At 68.1% G+C, this 18,385-nt stretch carries 20 protein-coding genes; 7 read left to right on the top strand and 13 right to left on the bottom strand.

Annotated features, from left to right (window positions below):
- Positions 1-4: 4 nt before the first annotated feature.
- Positions 5-580, bottom strand: coding sequence for an ArsR/SmtB family transcription factor (locus tag ACFT41_RS02750; protein ID WP_377586002.1), 576 nt, complete (start codon positions 578-580; stop codon positions 5-7).
- A 372-nt stretch (positions 581-952) separates the two neighbouring features.
- On the opposite strand from ACFT41_RS02750, the gene ACFT41_RS02745 reads away from it, so the two are divergent.
- Both ACFT41_RS02745 and ACFT41_RS02740 read left to right on the top strand, forming a co-directional pair.
- On the top strand, positions 953-2,311 hold the full coding sequence (locus tag ACFT41_RS02745; protein WP_377586004.1) for a radical SAM protein: 1,359 nt from the start codon (positions 953-955) through the stop codon (positions 2,309-2,311).
- Positions 2,308-2,934, top strand: coding sequence for a flavoprotein (locus tag ACFT41_RS02740; protein ID WP_377586006.1), 627 nt, complete (start codon positions 2,308-2,310; stop codon positions 2,932-2,934). The genes ACFT41_RS02745 and ACFT41_RS02740 overlap by 4 nt, the downstream gene beginning before the upstream one ends.
- A gap of 483 nt (positions 2,935-3,417) precedes the next feature.
- Here ACFT41_RS02740 and ACFT41_RS02735 read toward each other — a convergent pair whose 3' ends face one another.
- The 9 genes from ACFT41_RS02735 to ACFT41_RS02695 form a co-directional block, all read right to left on the bottom strand.
- Positions 3,418-5,118 (bottom strand): cellulose binding domain-containing protein, encoded by a 1,701-nt coding sequence (locus ACFT41_RS02735; RefSeq protein WP_377586008.1) that lies wholly within the window; start codon positions 5,116-5,118, stop codon positions 3,418-3,420.
- Between the two features lie 356 nt (positions 5,119-5,474).
- On the bottom strand, positions 5,475-6,164 hold the full coding sequence (locus tag ACFT41_RS02730) for a hypothetical protein (protein WP_377586010.1): 690 nt from the start codon (positions 6,162-6,164) through the stop codon (positions 5,475-5,477).
- Between the two features lie 177 nt (positions 6,165-6,341).
- Positions 6,342-6,590 (bottom strand): hypothetical protein, encoded by a 249-nt coding sequence (locus ACFT41_RS02725; RefSeq protein ID WP_377586012.1) that lies wholly within the window; start codon positions 6,588-6,590, stop codon positions 6,342-6,344.
- A gap of 119 nt (positions 6,591-6,709) precedes the next feature.
- Positions 6,710-7,453 carry a maleylpyruvate isomerase family mycothiol-dependent enzyme gene (locus tag ACFT41_RS02720; RefSeq protein WP_377586014.1) on the bottom strand — a complete coding sequence of 248 codons (744 nt, stop codon included), beginning with the start codon at positions 7,451-7,453 and terminating at the stop codon, positions 6,710-6,712.
- 224 nt (positions 7,454-7,677) lie between these two features.
- A complete protein-coding gene (locus ACFT41_RS02715; protein ID WP_377586016.1) occupies positions 7,678-9,852 on the bottom strand; it encodes an ATP-binding protein in 2,175 nt (724 codons plus the stop codon).
- Positions 9,853-9,879: 27 nt separating this feature from the next.
- The gene (locus ACFT41_RS02710; RefSeq protein ID WP_377586018.1) at positions 9,880-10,464 is read right to left on the bottom strand and encodes a DUF6879 family protein; all 585 of its coding nucleotides are present in this window, start codon (positions 10,462-10,464) and stop codon (positions 9,880-9,882) included.
- 263 nt (positions 10,465-10,727) lie between these two features.
- The gene (locus tag ACFT41_RS02705; RefSeq protein ID WP_377586020.1) at positions 10,728-12,920 is read right to left on the bottom strand and encodes an FtsX-like permease family protein; all 2,193 of its coding nucleotides are present in this window, start codon (positions 12,918-12,920) and stop codon (positions 10,728-10,730) included.
- Positions 12,921-12,940: 20 nt separating this feature from the next.
- Positions 12,941-13,579 (bottom strand): ABC transporter ATP-binding protein, encoded by a 639-nt coding sequence (locus ACFT41_RS02700; protein WP_377586022.1) that lies wholly within the window; start codon positions 13,577-13,579, stop codon positions 12,941-12,943.
- A gap of 143 nt (positions 13,580-13,722) precedes the next feature.
- A complete protein-coding gene (locus ACFT41_RS02695; RefSeq protein ID WP_377586024.1) occupies positions 13,723-14,079 on the bottom strand; it encodes a hypothetical protein in 357 nt (118 codons plus the stop codon).
- Positions 14,080-14,233: 154 nt separating this feature from the next.
- Here ACFT41_RS02695 and ACFT41_RS02690 point away from each other — a divergent pair, with 154 nt between their 5' ends.
- The gene (locus tag ACFT41_RS02690) at positions 14,234-14,617 is read left to right on the top strand and encodes a hypothetical protein (protein WP_377586026.1); all 384 of its coding nucleotides are present in this window, start codon (positions 14,234-14,236) and stop codon (positions 14,615-14,617) included.
- A gap of 189 nt (positions 14,618-14,806) precedes the next feature.
- Positions 14,807-15,214, top strand: a complete 408-nt coding sequence (locus tag ACFT41_RS02685; RefSeq protein ID WP_377586028.1) for a hypothetical protein — start codon at positions 14,807-14,809, stop codon at positions 15,212-15,214.
- Between the two features lie 186 nt (positions 15,215-15,400).
- On the opposite strand, the gene ACFT41_RS02680 is transcribed toward ACFT41_RS02685, so the two are convergent.
- The 3 genes from ACFT41_RS02680 to ACFT41_RS02670 all read right to left on the bottom strand — a co-directional run bounded on the left by ACFT41_RS02680 (position 15,401) and on the right by ACFT41_RS02670 (position 16,675).
- Positions 15,401-15,568, bottom strand: coding sequence for a DUF397 domain-containing protein (locus ACFT41_RS02680; RefSeq protein ID WP_377586120.1), 168 nt, complete (start codon positions 15,566-15,568; stop codon positions 15,401-15,403).
- A gap of 76 nt (positions 15,569-15,644) precedes the next feature.
- Positions 15,645-15,839 (bottom strand): DUF397 domain-containing protein, encoded by a 195-nt coding sequence (locus ACFT41_RS02675; RefSeq protein WP_377586030.1) that lies wholly within the window; start codon positions 15,837-15,839, stop codon positions 15,645-15,647.
- 8 nt (positions 15,840-15,847) lie between these two features.
- The gene (locus ACFT41_RS02670) at positions 15,848-16,675 is read right to left on the bottom strand and encodes a helix-turn-helix domain-containing protein (protein ID WP_377586032.1); all 828 of its coding nucleotides are present in this window, start codon (positions 16,673-16,675) and stop codon (positions 15,848-15,850) included.
- Between the two features lie 130 nt (positions 16,676-16,805).
- Between ACFT41_RS02670 and ACFT41_RS02665 the strand changes: the two genes are divergently transcribed.
- Genes ACFT41_RS02665 through ACFT41_RS02655 form a run of 3 tightly spaced genes read left to right on the top strand, consistent with a single transcriptional unit; the run spans position 16,806 to position 18,383 of the window.
- Complete coding sequence (locus tag ACFT41_RS02665; protein ID WP_377586034.1) at positions 16,806-17,027, top strand: hypothetical protein; 222 nt, start codon at positions 16,806-16,808, stop codon at positions 17,025-17,027.
- On the top strand, positions 17,024-17,194 hold the full coding sequence (locus ACFT41_RS02660) for a hypothetical protein (protein ID WP_377586036.1): 171 nt from the start codon (positions 17,024-17,026) through the stop codon (positions 17,192-17,194). Before ACFT41_RS02665 ends, ACFT41_RS02660 begins: the two co-directional genes overlap by 4 nt.
- Entirely contained in the window at positions 17,181-18,383 is a 1,203-nt protein-coding gene (locus tag ACFT41_RS02655; protein ID WP_377586038.1) for a helix-turn-helix domain-containing protein, read from the top strand. Before ACFT41_RS02660 ends, ACFT41_RS02655 begins: the two co-directional genes overlap by 14 nt.
- The last annotated feature ends 2 nt before the right edge of the window (positions 18,384-18,385 follow it).

The following is an 18,385-nucleotide window of genomic DNA, read 5'->3' as shown; positions in this document are numbered from 1 at the left end:
GGCGTCATTTCATGGGGAAGGCGTGGATGAACACGAACATGCTGCGGCTGGTGTCTTCTGACCGTTCGGCGATCGGCAGCTGCCGATCACGGAAGCGCAGCAGTGTCTGGGTCAGTTCCTCGCGTAGGAGGTCGACCTCGGCGCGGGTGAGGTCCAGGACCATGTCGGCACCGAAGGCTGCCGACCGGAACCCGTCGCTCGGGTTGGGGCCGGAGTTGAAGAACTCCTGCAGTTGCTCGAGGTGAATGCCGGCTTGAGCACGGTGCAGGACCTCAAGGTCACTGACAGTGTTGTCGCCGAGATCGTCCGGGGTAAAGGAAAGCCCCCGGGCTGACTGCTTCCAGTAGCGCTCGCGGCCGCGGCTCGGCGCTTCAAGATCTTCTTCCAGGACGCCTAGTCCGGCCATTCTCGACAGGTGGTAGAAGGCTAGCTGGGCGGTCGTTCCCACGTCCCTGGCCAGCACGGTTGCGGTCGCGGAGCCATGTCTGGCTAGCGCGTAGTACAGGCGTAAGCGCAGGGGATGAGAGAAGGACTTCAAGACCTCCACCTGATCCACGCGTCGGGGTTGCAGCTCGTCCACGACATGGACGATACGCGAGATCCGCGACTGATTCAAGATTCCTTGAATAACTCTCCGAAGTGTCTAGTTCTATTCAGTTTTCCTTTTACAAGAAAGCTTGACTCATGAAAGAGGTGAAGGTTAGCTTCATTGCGCGGCCTGCAAAGGTCGAACATCGCCGATGGAGAGCAGAGGGGAGGTGCCTTCCATGTACGACGACGCACTCGTCACCACCACCGCCGGTGGCCCGGCTGACCGTTCGGTGAACGTCTTCTGCTGAGCCAGACGCCAGCGGGAGCATGCACGTCCACACGGAGCGGGCGCTGTTTTCAAACGGCGCCCGCTCCGCTGTAAACGAAGGCTCTGCACAGGATGGACGGGGGCCCCAGCACCGTGGAGAAGGTAAGTCGCTACAAAGTCATCAGCCGTAACACCTACCTCGCGTCCAACGGGGACGCGGTACGTCTGGTCTACGCGACCCGCGTCAGCAAGGTTCTGCCGGTCAAGCAGGCTGTGGCCGACGATCTCGAAGCGGGCCGTGTACCCGCGCTGGGCGAGCAGCAACTCGACGTCCTGCGGCGCTACCAGCTCCTGGTATCCGTGGCCGAGGACGAACTCGCGGCCGTGACGCTACGCTTCACGAACAACGCCGAAGATCCGGGGCGACGCCACGTCGCGCTCTTCCCGACCGCTTACTGCAACATGGGCTGCACCTACTGCGGCCAGACACACCGGCGCACCTCACTACGCGGCAACCACCGGGAGGCCGTCCGCCGGCGGGTCCTGGCAATGCTGGAGCACCCGCAGACAACCTCGATGCGCCTGGACTGGTTCGGCGGCGAACCACTGATGGGCTTCGCCGCCATCCGCGACCTCTCGCAGTCCTTCGTCCCCGTCGTGGAGCAACGCGAGCTCGACTGGAGCTCTGTGATCATCACCAACGGTGCACTGCTCGACATCCGCAAGCTCAGGGCCTTGGCGCAGGAGTGCAAGGTCACGCACGCGGAGATCACCATCGACGGACCGCCTGAAATGCATGACCGGCACCGGCCGCTGAAGAGCGGCGGAGCATCCTTCTGGCGCATCGTCGACGCGATCAAACAGGCCCTCGACGACGAGTCCACAGCCGGACTGACGTTCGGTATCCGTTCCAACGTCGATGTCCACAACGAAGACGCCATCACCGATCTCCTGGAACTACTCGCCAGCCAGGGCTTCGCCCACCCCCGTGTGCGCTTCGGCATCAAACCCGTGCACTCCTGGGGCAACGACGTCAGCGCCATCGAACTCGGCAAGCGTCACTTCGCCGAGCGAGAGGTGCTGTGGCTGATACTCATGCGCCAGCTCGGCCTGAACTTCGAGATCCTGCCCGCCTCCCCCGCCCCCGTGGTCTGCCCCGCAGTCACCCGCTCCGACGAGCTGATCGCACCGGACGGGAACATCTTCTCCTGCAGCGAACAGCCCCTGGTCGACCACCTGTCCCACACCGCTGTCGGAGATGTGACCTCACCCTGGGCGCAAGGAGCAGATCTCCGACCCGAAGGCGCCTACGACGATTGGATGCAGGAGGTCGCAGGCGGGCAACGAGCCTGCTCCTCCTGCGAGTTCTACCCCACCTGCGGCGGCGCCTGCCCAAAACTGTGGCGCGACGGCTACGGTCCCTGCCCCAGCTTCAAGTTCAACACCCAGGAGCGGCTCGACCTCGTCGCCGAGCTCAACGGCTTCGCCATCCCCGCAGGAACCGTCCGATGACCGGCCGAGCCGCGCAAACCTCCCCGGCCGGCGACCAGCCGGGACCCGCTCCGCGAGTCCTGGTCGGGGCCAGCGGCGCGGCGTCAGTGGTCATGCTGCCCAACTACCTGGCCACCATGCGCGCCAAGCTGGGCTGCCACGTCACCGTGCTACTCACCGCATCAGCGGCCCGATTCATCCCCCCGCGCACCGCGGGACTGTTCGCCGACGAGGTCCTGGACTCCACCGATCCCGAGGTTGCCTTCCGAAGCAATCACGTCAAGCTGGCTTCCAGCCACGACCTGATCCTGGTGCTTCCCGCCACCGCGAACCTCCTGGCCGATGTGGTGCACGGACACGCATCCACCCTGCTCACCGCAACCATCCTCGCCGCCCACACCCCCGTACTGCTGGTCCCCGCGATGAACCGCGTCATGTGGTCGAAGCCCGCCGTAACACGCAACCTCGCACAATGCCGCGCCGACGGGCTCGAAGTCATCGAGCCCGAATGGGGGGAGGGCTTCGAAGTGTCCAGCAAACGCATGGTCCAGAACCCCGCCATGCCGTCCTTCACCGATATTGCCGACATCGTCGGCGAACGACTCGAGAAAGCCCGCATCGACCAGGCACCTACCTCCGCCTGACGGATACAGCGTGCCCCTAAGCCAAGGAGCCCAAGATGAGAAAAGCCCGCAACATCCTGGCAGCGCTTCTGCTCGCAGCAGCTGCGACAATCCTGCCCCAGGCGGCCGCTCACGCCGCAACAACCGACGCCACCTCCGCCTGTCTCCCCTGGGAGAAGCCCGGTCCCTGGTGCTGGTAAGACGTCTCAGCCGACGTCAGTGAACACCACGATCGGCTGACCCTCAGGATTCGCAGGTCTTCCTGAGTCAACTCGGCCCGTAGCGATTCGGCGATCTTGTCGGGAGTGCCACCCCAGCGTCTGGTACAACAGCGGACCGTTCAGCCTCAACAGCGTCGCCGGCCGCCTCGTGCTCGGCAACTGGTAGGCATCGGCCTGGGCATGCCCCGGCACGCCCCTGAGCTGAGAAGGGTGCGGCTCCTCCGTCGCCGGAGGGGCCGCACCCGGTTTGTTCAATCTCTAGGGTGGCCCTGCGTCGGGGCGGTCAGACCACCGTGCAGGCGACGCCGTTGAGGGTGAAGGCGGTCGGCTCGGCGGTGTTGCCGCTGTGGCTGGCCTGGAAGCCGATGTTGACGGTGGCGCCGGGGGCGATCGTGCCGTTGTAGTCGACGTTGCGGGCGCTCACCTGGCCGCTGGCGGGCGAGTAGGTGGCGTTCCAGCCCGAGGTGATGGCCTGGCCCGAGGGCAGGGTGAAGGCCAACGTCCACCCGTTGATCGCCGAGGTGCCGGTGTTGGTGATGTCGATGCTGGCCGTGAGGCCGGAGCTCCAGGAGTTCGTCGTGTAGGCGACCCGGGGACCCGTGCCACCGCCGGACGTGGGGGTGGGCGTCGGGGTGGGGGTGACGGTGGGCGGCGGGGTGGTGGGCGGCGGGGTGCCGTTCACGCTGGTCACGAAGGTCATGATGCTGCGGGCGGGGAGCGTGACGGTGAGGGAGCCGTTCGACATGGTGAGCGCATTCTGCGGCGCGACGGTCCGGCTCCCGTCGGTCAGCCAGTTCGAGACGCTGCCGGACGCGGTGGCGCCCGACAGGGTGAACTGCTGGCTCACCGACGAGGTGTTCTTGTTGACGGCGACGATGACGACGGTGTCGCCACCCCGGTACGCCGAGACGTAGACGTTCGACGCCGGGTTCGCCGTCGCGTCGATCCGCACGTAGCCGGGCCGGACGAACCGCGCGAAGTGCGTCATCATGGCACCGCGCTTGCTGATCTGGCCGTCCTCGCGCATGGGGCCGTAGCTGCGCCGCAGATACCACCAGACGTACGCCTGGAACTCGGCGTCGACCATGGCGCGGTGGATGTGCTCGCCCACGTCGAGCGCCTCGGGCCAGGCGTCACCCGAGTTGGTGTTGCTGTTGGGGTAGTAGACCTCGGTCATCCACAGTTCTTTGCCCGCACCCCTCTGCTTGAAGAGGGGGTACGGGAAGTTCGAGTACGACGTCCCGTAGAGGTGCGCCCCGATGATGTCCACGTTGGCCAGCGCGGTGGCGTCGTTGAGGATCGGGTCCGACATGGACTTGACGTACTGGAACGACTCGGGCGCCATGACCCTGGTGCTGATGGAGCCGGCGTTCTCCCGCAGGAACTTGACCATCTCGGCGGTGGTCCACCACGTCCAGTCGTGCGCGTAGTCGGGCTCGTTCTGCACGGAGATGCTGTAGAGGGGCACCCCGTTGTTGCGCATGTACGTGGTGAAGTCGTTGAGGTGCTGGGCGTAGGCGGCGTACGAGCTGGCCCTGAGCCGCTTCGCGTTGGTCTGGCTGCCGCGGGTGAAGGTCTCGATCATGCTGGCGGGCGGGTTCCACGGCGACGCGAAGACGGTCACCCCCAGCTCGACAGCGCGCTTCGCCGTGGCGAGGTCACGGCCGAAGTCAGCCGAGCTCTCGCCGACGGGAATCCGCAGGATGGAGAAGCCCAGCCGACCCTCGCCGGTGCCGAACGCCGTCTCCCGCTGGGCGGAGGTCAGGTCGCCGATCCAGGCTGCGTGGGCCATCGCGCCGTAGCCCTTGATCGTCTGCCGCTGCGCCGACAGATTGATGGTCGCCGGGGCGGCCGAGGCTCCCGTGGCGCCCAGCAGTGTCCCGGCCGCCGCCGCGACCGGCACGGCCCCCATCGTCGTCAGGACGGCTCTCCGGCTCAGCATTCGCCGCTCGCCACTGACCGGCCCGTTCTGATCGTGCGTCATGTTGCGTCCTCCTGGCTGGTGGTGGTGACACGCGCCTTCCCCGGTCCTGTCCGGACCGGTCGGCACCGCCCTCCAGCGTCGCCCTGGGGACTGCCCTTGACCCCGGCGTCAATGACCCGTCGGCTCTCATCGACTGACGCCACTGTTAGCGCTAACAGATCGAAAGTTTAGGTTCCGTCCGTAACACGGGTCAAGCACCCAGCGGGCCGGTGACCAGGCGAACCGGCACCGGCTCAGGCGGCGACCGGCACCATCCCGCAACGGCTGATCAGCAGCAGAACGATCACGGACCGCGCCACACCCCAGCACAGGGCGGAGGCCCAGGACTGAGACGGTGTCCGGCGGCGTGCCGCAGGTCAGCTTGGCCAGGAGGTCGGAGCTGGGCCGAATGCGCGACGAGCGGCCCGCACAGCCAGGGCGGCGAGGGCAGCGTTAGCGCCACCACCAATGACCGCGCCGATGCCGAACGGCGCCACTCGACCGAGAACGATGATTCCCTGCTTGGTCCCGTACTTCGTGATGAAGTGTCTTCCCAAGACCCTGTTGATCTGGCGCAACGTCTCGCCAGGCACCATCGCGACAATCTGACGTGCCCAGTGTTGCCCCGTACGCTCGGCGACCTTCGTGATGGTGGCGGAGCCGGACCCACCGAGCATGATTCCCAGGACGATCGTCCGGCGACGCTCGATCTCGTCGATGGGGACCCCGTGGACTTCGGCGATCGAGAGCGCGAAGAGGGCGCTCAACTCAAGAGACGAGAAGGCCTCGCCGGCCGACAGCGCCAGGGCAACGCCCGTGCCGACGCCGGGCGCCGCTGCGGCTCCGCCAACCGCAGCACCCGTCCCGGTCAAGGCGCTGACATACATCCGCTCCAGATTGCGGATCACCTCTGCCGGTGTCGCCTCCGGGTTCCGCTGACGGGCCCGGACGAGGTTCTTGCGCACCAACGGGCTCTGCATGTCGATTGCCTTGTGCAGGAGGTCAAGGACTTGCTGCCCGCGTACGGCTGCTTCCGCAGCCGGTTCGTCGAAGGCATCTGCTGCCATGCCTTGAACTCCTTAGGTCGTCACGTTCTCACCACGTCGTACTCGCGCGCGGGTCGTTGATGGAGACGTCCGCGGTGCGGGCGGCCCAATGACCGTCCACTGTGGCGCGAAGGGTCCAGGCTACGGTGTTGCATCCAGCAGAAGCCATATCCGAAAGGACGTCCACCAAGCGGACGATCAGGCGGCAGCAGCGGTCGCGGTGGCTTTCGCGCCGTGGTAAGCGCTGGACGCCAGCAGCACCGCCTCCCGTGGGTCGGCGACGTTGGCCTTCTGGTAGGCCAGGGATGAGAGCAGATTCGCCGCGAGCGGGTTGTCCTGCGCGGCGTGGGCAGCGGAAACTCCGCCCAGGTAGTACCGCTCGGCTTGCCCGGTCAATCCCGCATCGCTGGCGACCCAGCCGAACCGCTCGCCCGCGTTCAGCCCCACGTGACCTCGCTCGGGTTCCGCCCGGCGTGACCTCGCTCGGGTTCCGCCCGGCGTGACCTCGCTCGGGTTCCGCCCGGCGTGACCTCGCTCGGGTTCCGCCCGGCGTGACCTTGCCCGGTTCAGCGCGGCGGGACCGGCGGCGCGGTCGCCGTCCGTGACCTGCGGTCCGCCGGCGGCGGATTGATCAGTACGTTGGCCGCCATCGCCAGCCGCCGTACCGGATGGAACTGCGGGCGGTCGCGTACCCGTTCGCGCAGGATCGGCACCCCGTCGCCGTCGAGTTCGTCCCAGCCGTCGTCGCGTCCGCTCATCGCCAGCAGCAGCGCCTCGGCGCTGCCCCGGACCGGGACGCCGGCGCCGTAGCGCCAGCCGGTGTCCGTCGCGATCAGTTCGAGTCGACCGAGCCGTGGCCCTTTCGCGTAGCCCAGCGCCGGGTTGCGGGCCAGGTGGTTGAAGGCGACCCAACGCGGTTCCTCGGCCACCTCGCGGGCGATGCCCAGCGGACGCCGGATGTCCAGGTCGTGCAGGATCGCGTCGGTGAGGACCGGGTCGAACCCGGACCGGGGGATGGTGGTACGGGCGTCCGCGTGCCGCCGCAACGTTTCGATGAGTTCGGCGGTGGGCCGGCGGGCGGCCCGACGGGTAAGCACCACGTTGATCCGGTCGATGTCGGCGGCGGTGGCGACGATGCCCAGGTAGAGCTTGACCTGACCGAAGGTCAGATACGTCGTCAGGTGCGCGGCGATGTCGTGCATGGTCCACCCGGCGCACAGACTTGGCCGCCGTAGCTCGTCGGCGGTGAGTCGGCCGAGTATGTCGGCCAACGCCCGCCGCTCCCGTACCACCATGTCGTACACCAACACGTCCCGACCGTAAGCCGGACACCGGCCGCAGTGCACCTCCGACGTTGCCCATCGCATGAAGGTGAATCGATCCCGTGGTGGTCGATGACGCTGCCTGGCCGCGTGGCGGCGGGATCGTGCGCTGTCAGTCGGTTCTCCTAGCCGGCGGTACGAGGCCGACTAACGCTCTCAATCGCCTCAACCTCACAGCGACTTGCAGTTGGGGACCCGCGCTCGGGTGCTCATCAGCATGACGGGTTGGATCTCGTCGGCTCCGTTTCGTCGGAGCTGCCGAACTGTGCGACAAGGCGGCGGACAGCGTCTGCGTGGGGGTCGCCGAGTGGGTCGAGAATCTGGAGTGCTTGCTGCCAGCACCGCTGCGCCTCGTCGCGTTGGTCGGTGGCCTGGAAGGTGTCACCGAGGGCGGCGAGGGTGAGTCCTTCGCAGCGTCGATCATCGAATCTGCGGAAGAGTTCGAGGCCCCGCTGATGCTGTTCGAGGGCCTCGTCGAGTTGGCCGGTCTGCTGGTAGGCCAGGCCGAGGGGGTAGGAGGCCCAGGCGACGCTCCACTGGTCGTTGATGCCGTCCAGGATGGCGACGGCTTCCTGGTAGTGGGCGATGGCGGTGTCGAGGTTTCCGCGTGCGCGGTGGCAGTTGCCGAGGCTGAGCAGCGACATGCCTTCGCCTCGGGTGATGCTGTTCTGCCGGAAGACCTCCCGTGCCTGGCTGTACAGGCTGAGGGCCTCTTCTATCTGTCCGAGTTCCTCGTGGATGAGGCCCAGGCCCCGGAGGCAGAATCCTTCCACCCAGTGGTCGTCGACGTCGCGGCTGGCGTCGACGCCTTGGCGATAGCAGTCCAGCGCGGCATTGCGCTGCTCCATTCGCCAGTAGGCGTCGCCGAGGCAGCGAAGGTTGGCGGCCTCGCCGAGGCGTGACCCGGCGGACCGTGCGGCACGTAGGCCGGTGAGGTGGACGTCGCGCCAGTCGGACCAGTACGACTTGAGTTCGAAGAAGCCGTCACTGACCACGGGTAGCTGCCAGGCGATGTCGTGGTCACCCAGTTGCTCTGCTTGTCGAACGTTGTCGAGGAGGTTGAGGCGTTCCCGCTCGAACCATGCCATTGCCTCGGCCACGGCGCTGGGAGGCGTGAATGGCACGTCGGGTCCGGCTGGAGGGAGAGGGATGGCGTGCGAGTAGGGAAGGATCACCTTCCGGCCTTCCTCCGCCATCCACAGGTACCAGGTGTAGACGCGGCGTCGCGCTCGGCGTTGGTGTTCGGGGGTCTCTTCGGCGTGCGCGCGTTCGAGGGCGTAGGCACGCAGCAGGTCGTGGAACAGGTACCGCTCGCGGGCAGGATTCTGCACGAGGTGCGCTGCGGTGAGCTGGTCGAGGAGGTTGCGGGCCCGGGGGATGTTCAGGCCGGTGATGGCTGCTGCCGCGGCAGCAGATATGTCGGAGCCGGCGTGCAACCCGAGGAGGCGGAAGAACCGCGCCGTTTCCTCAGGCAGCGCCTGGTAGGACCAGGAAAACACGGCCCGGACGTCGGACAGCTCGTCATCGTCGACGGTGAGGGCGTCAAGTTGACGGTCGACGAGTGCCAGGTCAGCCACGAACTCCGCGAGGGTGGCGTAGGGGGTGTCAGCGATGCGTTCCCCGATGATCCGCAAGGCCAGCGGGAGGTAGGCGCAGCGGCGGGCGAGTTCGGCGGCGGCCTGCGGCTCGGCGCTGACGCGATCGCCCCCGATGCTGTCGCTCAGCAGCGCAACCGCTTCGTCGGGAGACAGGACGTCCAGGGTCATCCGTGACGCTCCTTCCCGCGCGACGAGGCCGGAGAGCCGGCTGCGGCTGGTGATGATCGCCATGCAGCTCGGGGTTGCCGGCAGCAGCGGCCGGACCTGGCCGACCGTGGACACATTGTCCACCACGATCAACACCCGTTTGCCGGTCAGGACGGACCGGTAGAGGGCAGCCCGTCCGTCGGTGTCCGTCGGGATCTGTTCGGCCGGCACATGGAGGGAGCGCAGGAACGCGTCCAGTGCCTGTCCGACGTCCAGGGCCGGTCCTGGACCGTAGCCGCGCATGTCGACGAAGAGATCGCCGTCGGCGAACCGCTGCCGGACCCGGTGCGCCCAGTGCACGGCCAGCGCTGTCTTGCCCACGCCGGGGGCGCCCGCGATGGCCGCCACGGTCATCGACTGGCCTCCCGCAGCCGGCGCGTCGTTCTCGACGGGCAGTGCGGCATCCAGTCGGGTGATGGTCTGCTGGCGGTTGACGAAGCTGGTCGCGTCGAGGGGCAATTGGCGAGGTGGCGGAAGAAGAGGTGGCTCCGCACGCCCGAACAGGTTGATGCCGCCGCACACCGTCCCCGCCTGAACGACAGCCTCAGCATCGCCTGACGACTCGTTGTGCGCGGCGGACACGCTGCCTCTTCCCCTGCGAGTTGCGATCTATGGGGAGCTGATCTGGAGCTGGGCTGCGTACATCCGATAGGGGATCGATGCCGCGACGGCAGCGTCACGCCAGAGATTGGCCTGCACGATCTTACCCGGCTCGCTGATCAACTCGCCGGAGACGAACCTCCCCTGCTCGTCGTAGTACATCGCCACGAGCTGCGAGGAGTCGAACAACCAGTAGTCGTAGTGCGGCAACGCTGCCGGCCAGTCATCGCCGGGAACCACGATGAGGCGGACGTCCTCGCCCGCCTCGACCGTGTGTTCGTAGGCCCATCCGCATTCGAACCGGACGTACTCCGAGACTGGCTCGGTGATGACGTGGACCCGGTGCATGCGCTTGGCGGCCGACACCGCTGCTCGCACGGTGTCACACCAGGCAGCGATCCCGGGGAACTCCCCGCGAGTCTCGCCCGCCAGGAACCGGGCGAACTCGTCCTGCTCGTACGACACGTCGTACCGCTGAAGGGTTTCCAGCCGGTAGGCGGTGTAACGGACGTCGCGGAACAACTGGTTGAACTCGTCGTCGTCCAGGGACGTGAACGATCGGGTCAACCCTCGCTCACCGCTGGTCAGCTTCACCGCGACCTCCTACGACAGACGGCCAGCCAGTGCCGTCGGTGAGGACGATAGTGCGTAGCGTAGTGGCCGAACAAGTCGTTATCGTGTACCCGATCCTGGCGACTCGGGGGCACGCAAGCCGCCGAAAGGGTCGCAGGGTGCGGGACCGGATCGGCGGGACGCATCGATATCGGTCAATCTCTGTGTCGGCCAGAGCTGGCCCTTGGAGGTGGACCGACGGTGGACCCAGTCATGGTCACTGCGGCGACAACACATGTTGGTGGTCAATCAGCGGTTGGTCGCCAGCGCCGTACTGCTCGTGTTGCGGTTTCTCCGCACAGCAGGCCGAGCGAAACGGCGATGACCACGACGGCGAGTACGGATCCCGTCAGCAATGGCCAGGACAGGCGGCCGAAGCCGCGAGTGAGGCTGAAGGCGTGTCCAAGGGCCGCAGCTGCGGCGCCTCCAGCGAGACCGGCGAACACCAGGGGAACGGTGATGTTCCATTGGGCGATGATGGCGTAGAGCCGTCTGCGGGTGTACATGGCGCCGAGTGGTCCGAGGGAGCGGGTCTGCAGTAGGAAGGTGTCTACGGCGCCGATGGTGGTGGTCAGCGCCAGCACGAGTACGCCGAGCAGTCCGAAGGCCCAGACCCAGGAGTAGAGGTGCGCCTGGTCGACAGCGCCGGAGATGCTGTACTGCCCGGAGGTGTGTACATCTGGGAAGGCGAGCATGGCATACGCGGTGCGGGCGATGGCTTGCACGCCCGGGTGGCCGTCGTCGTTGAAGACCAGGAAGCCCACGATTTGGTAGTCCGGTGGCACGGTGGGGCCGACGAGGGGGTCGGTCCAGATGATGGTGGATGCCGCGCCGGAACGAATGGCGTTGCCTGTCGTGTTGAAGGTGCGGTAGGCGTCAGGTGCAGGGGTTGGTGCCGCCGCGCAGGTGGTCAAGGTGCCGAGATGGGCCAAGGCCTCGCAGGTACCCACGAGGGCCTGGTTGTTGTTCTTGTCGGTGGCAACGCGAACTGTGCGGTCGGTGCCGAGGGTGGCGGTGAACTTGTCGGCTTCGATGGCGGGATTGTTGGCGCGCACGGTGACGATACGGTCGCCTAGTAGCTGTCGCTGCGTTGACCAGGTGCCTGCGTCGAGGGCCTGATTGAGGTAGACCTGCAGAAAGGTCAGTACGGCCAAGCCGACGACGATGGCGGCACACATGCGGGCGATCGCCGCGGAGCGGTCAATGAGCCAGCGTCCGCCGATGGTTGCGGCGGGCCAGCCTCGGCGGCGTCCAGTGCGGGCGGCGAAGCGCCCAACAGGCACGGCAAGGCTGGCGACGGCGGCGGGCAGGGTGAAGATGGCCACCAACATGGCTGCCTGGAACACCCGCATCTGCAGCGCGTTGGGATACACGCCGCCGGCCTCGGCAGCAGACCATGTGGCCAGGGCGAGGAGTAGTACAGCCACCGCGAACAGCACTCGCGGCCATGTTCGGAGCCGGGCCGTCACCGCGCGGGGCCTCGTGCCCTGCACCGCGCGGCGTCGAAGCTGCGCGACGATGGTCAGCCCCAGCATCAGTATCGCGGTGCTGACGGTCAGCAGCGCTAGCCCGGAGCGGCCGGCTGCCAGGTCGTCTGCGGGCACGCGGTAGTCCACGAACGGTACCGTGACGTCGACGACGGTGGTCAACGCTGCGGTGATAGCGCCGAGGAGGATGCCAGCGGCGACCGGCAGGGCGGCTTCTCCGGCGAGCACCCAGGCTTTGGCTCGTGTCGGTGCGCCGAGTGCGTCGAGCATCGCCAAGCGTCGGTCGCGCTGTTCGGCGCCGGAGCGGACGGCGACGGCTATCAGCACCAGGGTCGGTACGCCGATGACGAGCAGCATGAGCAGGTACATGTCCTGGGCGGTGCGGCCGGATAGGCCGGCGGTGCGGTAGGTCAGCGCGGTGACCTGCGGATTACCGAAGCCGCTGATGCGGGTCTCGGCGCTGGAGCGATCCAGCCACGCGGCATCGGCAGGTTGCAGGTACACCAGCCACTCGGCGGGCTCAGCGAGCCCGTCGGCGCCAATCTCGCCGACGAGGCGACCGTAGCGCTGTTGAAGCTCCCCGTCGGTGTCGGCGGCCAGCAGCGCTGGCGAAAGGAAGGCTTCCCCGGAGGCCGGCCAACGCGGCAGTCCTGGTGGCGGGGGTGCGTCGGGGCGTTGCGGAACGATGTTGATGACGATGAACTGGCTGTCGCGGAAGAAGTCCCCTCGTTCGGCCCACTTCGCCATCGGGGGCCTGGTATCGGCGCGGTCGAGGAACACTGGTTCCCGGGAGACGATACGAGCGTCGCGAGCGGTAAACACCGCATCGGCGGCGATGAACAGCCATCCGCTCAGCAGCGCGACTACCGTCGCCGCCGCCAGGGCGACCCGGTGGGTCAGGGCCGTCACCCCACCGTCACGGCTGCTGCGATGGCCCAGGACAGCGAGCATCGCCGTGGGTCCCGGGTGCCTCATGCTGCGACCGTCACTGGCACCAGCGCCCCACCCTGTAGAACGACGGCGGCATCAGCGCGGCCGGCCACCTGAAGATTGTGCGTGACCACCACCAAGGCGCAGCCGTACTTGCTCGGCAGCGCATAGAGAAGATCAGCGACAAGGTCCGTTGCTGTCTCGTCAAGCGCGCCCGTGGGCTCGTCGGCGAGCACCACCGCAGGTCGCGTCACCAGCGCTCGGGCGACCGCCACCCGTTGGCGTTCTCCGCCGGACAGTGTCGCGGTCTGGGCTTCCGCGAGATCTGCCACGCCCAAGTCCGCAAGCAGTTTTCCCGCCCGCTCGTATGCCTCCGCCGTGTTGACCCCGGCCAGAAGCGCGGGCAGGGCGACGTTCTCGACCGGCGCGAGTTCTGGCAACAGTTCCCCGAACTGGTACACCACTCCGATGCGTGACAGTCGCAGCGCCGCGCGATCCCCTGCACCCAACCCGGTCAACTCAGTGCCCGAAATGTGGATACGTCCCTGCGTCACGGGCAGGAGCCCGGCCAGACACAGCACCAGGCTTGTCTTGCCGCTGCCGCTAGGCCCGGTTATCGCCACCGACTGCCCGGGGGCCACCGTGAGGTCCGCGTCAGCGAGCAGGGTGCGTCCCGCCACCTCGTAGCGGAGTCCTCGTGCCGTCAGAGCCATCTCGGCAGGTGCGCCTGTCGTCATTCGAATCCCATCACTCAACTGGGCATCGGAGGGAAGAGAGCGCGGGCCGACGAAGCGTCGGCCCGCGCGGGGCGCGTCCCGTCCTGTTACGGCTTCCACTCCCAGCCGGAGTAGGAGTCCGGACCGGTGTAGTTGGCCGCAGCCCTGTGCCTGTAGACGTAGTTGCCGGTGTCGGAGCCGGTGTTCACCGACGTGTTGCAGCCCTGGTAGTTGTTCACCGTCTGCGTCGTGCCGCTCTGCTGGGTACGACGGTACTCACCGTAGACGCCCGTGGAGTCGCAGGCCGTGTCCTGGATGGTGACACCGCCGTAGTTGTCGTAGAAGAGCGTGCAGGCGGACATCTCGTCGGTACACACCTTGGCTGCCGCAGGCGCGGCGACCGTCGAGATGACGCCGACCGCGAGCGCGGCGCCACCAAACACGGCCATGACCTTCTGGTTCATGCTCTCTCCCATCGATGGGGGACAAGATCGCTGCATTATATCGACTCCACTCTCTGCGCACTGCCCCGAGCACTCTGGGTGATCGATGCTGGGCCGCATCGATCCCGGCTGGTCCACGTGTCGGCCGGAGCCGGCTCTTGGAGGTGGACCGACGGTGGACCCGGTCATGGTCACCGCGGCGACAACGCTCGTCGCGTGGACGACCACCGAGCTCGCCCAGGGCGGCCGGCTGGCAGTGTCCGCGCTGGTCGACTTCCTGCGCGACCGATTCCGGCGCGAACCCGAGGCCCGGGAGGTCATCGAGGGCGCGCTCCGCCAGCCGTCGCAGGACACCGCGCGTGCCCTTGCCCAACTGCTGGACTACGAGGCGCGACGCGACCCGGCGTTCGGTGCAGAGTTTCAGACCCGATGGGAGCAGGCCAACGCTGCCGTCGCAGTGGGCCCGGACAGCGTGACGAACTCCATCTCGGGCAACGTCAGCGGGCCCGTGGTGCAGGCCCGCGACATCCACGGGGGCATCTCGTTCGGTGGGCCGTGAAACCTCACGATCACCGGTGAAGGGTAGTTGTCGGTGGCGCGGACGGTCGACAATGCAGGTCCTCCGCTGAGGCGACGGCGTCTCGCGATAGCCGCGGCGGTCCTGGCCGTGGGTCGCCTCGGCGCGGCCTCCACTCTGCTGCGTGGTGGCCAGGAGGAGCCTGCACGCGCGCAGACCCGGGCGGCATCGATGGACAACACCGAGGCTGGCCCCGCCCGCTGTCCGGACGCCTGGGACGAGCGCTCTTCGCCGTCCGGCGGCACGGCTGATCTGGTGCCGACAGGGGCTACCGAGGTGCTCCTCTGCACCTACCGGCACGACGGCACGATCCCGCTACGGCTGGACGCCAACAGGAAAGCCACCTCGCGCGTCGATGAGCTTTCGGCGTACCTGAACGGCCTGCCGACCGATCCGCCCCAGGATGAGACGTGCCTGCTCGGTCAGACTGTCGAGCATGCGATCGTCTTCGGCTACCCCCAGCAGCGGGCCGTGTCGATACGCCTGATCGGCTGCGGCTGGAAGCGGGATGGCGCGAGCAGATACGGCGGTGACCTTCGAAAGGTCACCGCCTACTGGAGTGTCAACTGGAACGAGTAGCAGCCCGACGCTGTTCACACCCGCCGCACGCCACCGATTCGCGGTCCACCTGCCCGCCCCCGCAGCGATCTTGCAGTTGCGGGCGCGTCCATGATCGACTCGATGTCGGCGGCATGGGGGTATCCGGCGGCCGGGATACCCCCATGTCGCCGACATGACGCGCCGACCTGGGCCGGGGCGGCCGGGTCAGCCGGCGCGCTTCGCCAGCTCGACGAAGCCCCGCCAGGCGGCGGGCGCGAAGATGAGCGTCGCGCCGGCCCGGTCCTTGCTGTCCCGCACGGCCACCACGTCGGGCAGGTTGTCGGCGACCTCGACGCAGTCGCCGCCAGATCGGCGCGCACACGGAGAGTGCAGGCCAGGAAAGCGACGGGCCCCGGCTCCGAAGAAGGGAGCCGGGGCGCTTGCGGTCTCGTCGGCTTGAGAGGCGACGCTAGTTGGTCTTGAGGGAGTCAATGAACGTGCGCCAGCCGTGGGCGTCGAAGGCCAGCGTCGGGCCGAACTTGTCCTTGCTGTCTCGGACGGCCACCCCGTCGCGGAGGTCCGCCACCTCGACACACGCGCCGCCGTTGGAGTCACTGCGGGTGGACTTGCGCCACACCGCGCCGGTGAGGTCCGGGTTCGACATGTCAGCCTCTACTTCATCTCGTCGGCGATCCGCAGAATGAGCTTCCGGGACTCCGCCGGCCCCAGGGCCGCAGCCTGGAGACGACCCCAGAGCCGATTGTAGGACCGGAGCGCCTCGGGGCTGTCGAGGTAATCCGCGTCCGTGAACGTCTCCAGGTAGACGACGTCCGAGGCGACCTCCTCCCCGAACCGGAGGATGATGAAGTTGTAGGAGGATGTCACATACGTCTCGGCATCCAGTGGAAAGACCTGGATTGTCACGTTCGGGCGGCTGGCGACAGCGGCGATATGGGCCAACTGCTCCCGCATTGCCGCCCGGTCGCCGAGGTTGCGCCGCAGCGCCGACTCGCTGAGGATGAAGTTCAGCTCCGGCCCGTCCGGGCGATCGATCACCTTTTGTCGTTCGAGGCGCACTGCGGTCTGCTGCTCTACATCGTCCCCTTCGATGATCGCCCGAATGTAGGGCTCGATCTGGAGGATGCCGGGGATGACCTCGGACTGGTACCAGCGGATCTCCGCCGCGTCGGCCTCCAGGTCGAGATACTGCCGGAACCAGTCCGGTACGACGTTCCGGTAGCCGCTCCACCGCCCCCGCTGGCGTCCGGCGCGAGCGAGTTCCCGCAGCGGCTCGGCTTCCTCGCCAGTCACGCCGTAGAAGTCGAGCAGCAGCTTCAAGTCGGTCAGCCGAATGCCGGACTGGCCCAGCTCCAGCCGACTGACCTTGCTCGACGCCGAGTCGATGACCTCGGCGGCCTCTTCCTGGGTCTTGCCTGCCGCCTCGCGGGCGCGCTTGAGGGCGTTGCCGAGGCGACGCCGCTGGATCGTCGGGGTGACCATCCGGCGAGTATCCCGCCCCTCCGACCGCCGATCCGGCGACACGCCGTGAGTTCCCAAATCAGGATCGGCTCGCTAGCCTGCTTTTCTGAACTCCTAAATTGAGGAACCAGAAGGTCTTTCGGGAGGGCTCATGGCTCGGCATGCGAAGAACCCGACTCACCCCGGTCTGCTGCGCCGGCTCTGGCCGTTCAAGCACCGCCGCACGAACCCGCTCGACCGCCTCGGCCCACCGAAGACCCATCCGAAGCGGCCAGCGACATACCGGGCCATCGGTGTGGCACGGGTGCCCTACCTGCCGGAACGGCCGTTGCTGACCCTCGCCGGGGAGCACCGCGCGGGACGCTGGTCGTGACGGGGCGGCGGAAGCCCGAGCGTGCGGGCCGGGGCGAGCAGATCCAGGCGGCCGAGCAGGAGGCCGCCCGGCAGCGGATCCTCGCCCAGGCCGAGGCGGAGCGGATACCGGCCGAGGAGAGCACCCGGGCGAAGCCGGACCGGCGGTGGCAGCGTGAACAGCCCTGAGCTGCTGCCGGTCGGGCGGCGGGTGGCGTACTGGCGGGGGCGGCGGAGGTTGTCGCAGCAGGTGTTCGCCGATCGGCTCGGCAGGTCGAAGTCGTGGGTCGACAAGGTCGAGCGGGGTGTCCGGTCACTCGACAAGGTGTCGACGTTGCGGGACATCGCCGCCGTCCTGCGGATCGACACCGCCGTGCTGCTCGGCCGGGACGCTCAGCCCGCTGCGACGGCCGAGCGGGTCGAGGGGGTGGAGCGGGTCCGGGAGGCCCTGTCGACGTACGAGATCGCTTTGGGTCGGCCGTCGGCCCGCCACGGTGCCGTGCCGGCGGACCGGTTGGCCCGGGATGTCGAGCATGCGTGGGTGACGTTCCAACATGCCCGGTATCCGCAGGTGATCGCCGCCGTGCCGGGCCTGCTGGCCGGCGTGCAGCGGGCCGCCGCCGAGGATCCCGGGTGGGGCCGGCCGCCGCTGGTGGACGTGTACCGGCTCACCGCGTCGCTGCTGGTGAAGCTCGGCGAGGTCGAGCTGGGCTGGCTGGCCGCAGACCGGGCGATGGCCGCCGCGACCGGTGATCCCGTGCTGGTGGCCGCCGCTGCGGTGCAGCTCGGCCAGGTGTTCCGCGCGGCGGGGCGGGCGCGGGCGGCGCAGTCGGCGGCGCTGGCTGCTGCGTACCGGATCGCGCCGGCCGACCCGGCGGACGGTGCCCCCGGCGTGTTGTCGTTGTGCGGGACCTTGCTGGTGCAGGCCGCCCTGTCGGCGGCCCGCCGGGGCGACGACCGCGCCACGATCGAGCTGCTCGACGAGGCCGCCGGCATGGCCGCCCGGGTGGGCGACGGCCACGACCATCACCGGACCGCGTTCGGGCCGACGGCCGTGGACCTGGCCCGCGCCGCTGCGGCCCTCGACCTGGGCGACGCGGGCGAGGCAGTCGCCTGGCACGAGAAGACGACCAGGCGGGACGGCTGGCGGTGGCTGCCGCTGGAACACCGGGCGGCGCACCTGGTCGACGCGGCCCGCGCCTACGTCCAGGCCGACGACCCGGCCCGCGCGGGCCGCGTGCTGCTCGACGCCGACCGGCTGGCACCCGCCGAGGTACGCCACCGGCCGGCCGCCCGGGAGGTGCTCGCCCAGGTGGCCCGCGACCCGCACGCCCCGGCCACGATCGTCCAGCTTGCCGTCGCCCTCGGGGTGACCTGAGC

This window comes from Micromonospora sp. NPDC057141 (assembly GCF_042670805.1).
Classification (GTDB): Bacteria; Actinomycetota; Actinomycetes; order Mycobacteriales; family Micromonosporaceae; genus Micromonospora.
Note: the sequence above shows the minus strand (reverse complement) of the source record. Positions and strands in the feature narration are given on the sequence as shown.

Excerpts from the sequence above, each read along its gene's own strand:
- ACFT41_RS02740 (WP_377586006.1), top strand. The coding sequence starts at position 2,308 with ATGACCGGCCGAGCCGCGCAAACCTCCCCGGCCGGCGACCAGCCGGGA.
- ACFT41_RS02730 (WP_377586010.1), bottom strand. The coding sequence starts at position 6,164 with ATGGCAGCAGATGCCTTCGACGAACCGGCTGCGGAAGCAGCCGTACGC.
- ACFT41_RS02695 (WP_377586024.1), bottom strand. The coding sequence starts at position 14,079 with ATGAACCAGAAGGTCATGGCCGTGTTTGGTGGCGCCGCGCTCGCGGTC.
- ACFT41_RS02705 (WP_377586020.1), bottom strand. The coding sequence starts at position 12,920 with ATGCTCGCTGTCCTGGGCCATCGCAGCAGCCGTGACGGTGGGGTGACG.
- ACFT41_RS02735 (WP_377586008.1), bottom strand. The coding sequence starts at position 5,118 with ATGACGCACGATCAGAACGGGCCGGTCAGTGGCGAGCGGCGAATGCTG.
- ACFT41_RS02665 (WP_377586034.1), top strand. The coding sequence starts at position 16,806 with ATGGCTCGGCATGCGAAGAACCCGACTCACCCCGGTCTGCTGCGCCGG.
- ACFT41_RS02685 (WP_377586028.1), top strand. The coding sequence starts at position 14,807 with ATGGACAACACCGAGGCTGGCCCCGCCCGCTGTCCGGACGCCTGGGAC.
- ACFT41_RS02675 (WP_377586030.1), bottom strand. The coding sequence starts at position 15,839 with ATGTCGAACCCGGACCTCACCGGCGCGGTGTGGCGCAAGTCCACCCGC.
- ACFT41_RS02670 (WP_377586032.1), bottom strand. The coding sequence starts at position 16,675 with ATGGTCACCCCGACGATCCAGCGGCGTCGCCTCGGCAACGCCCTCAAG.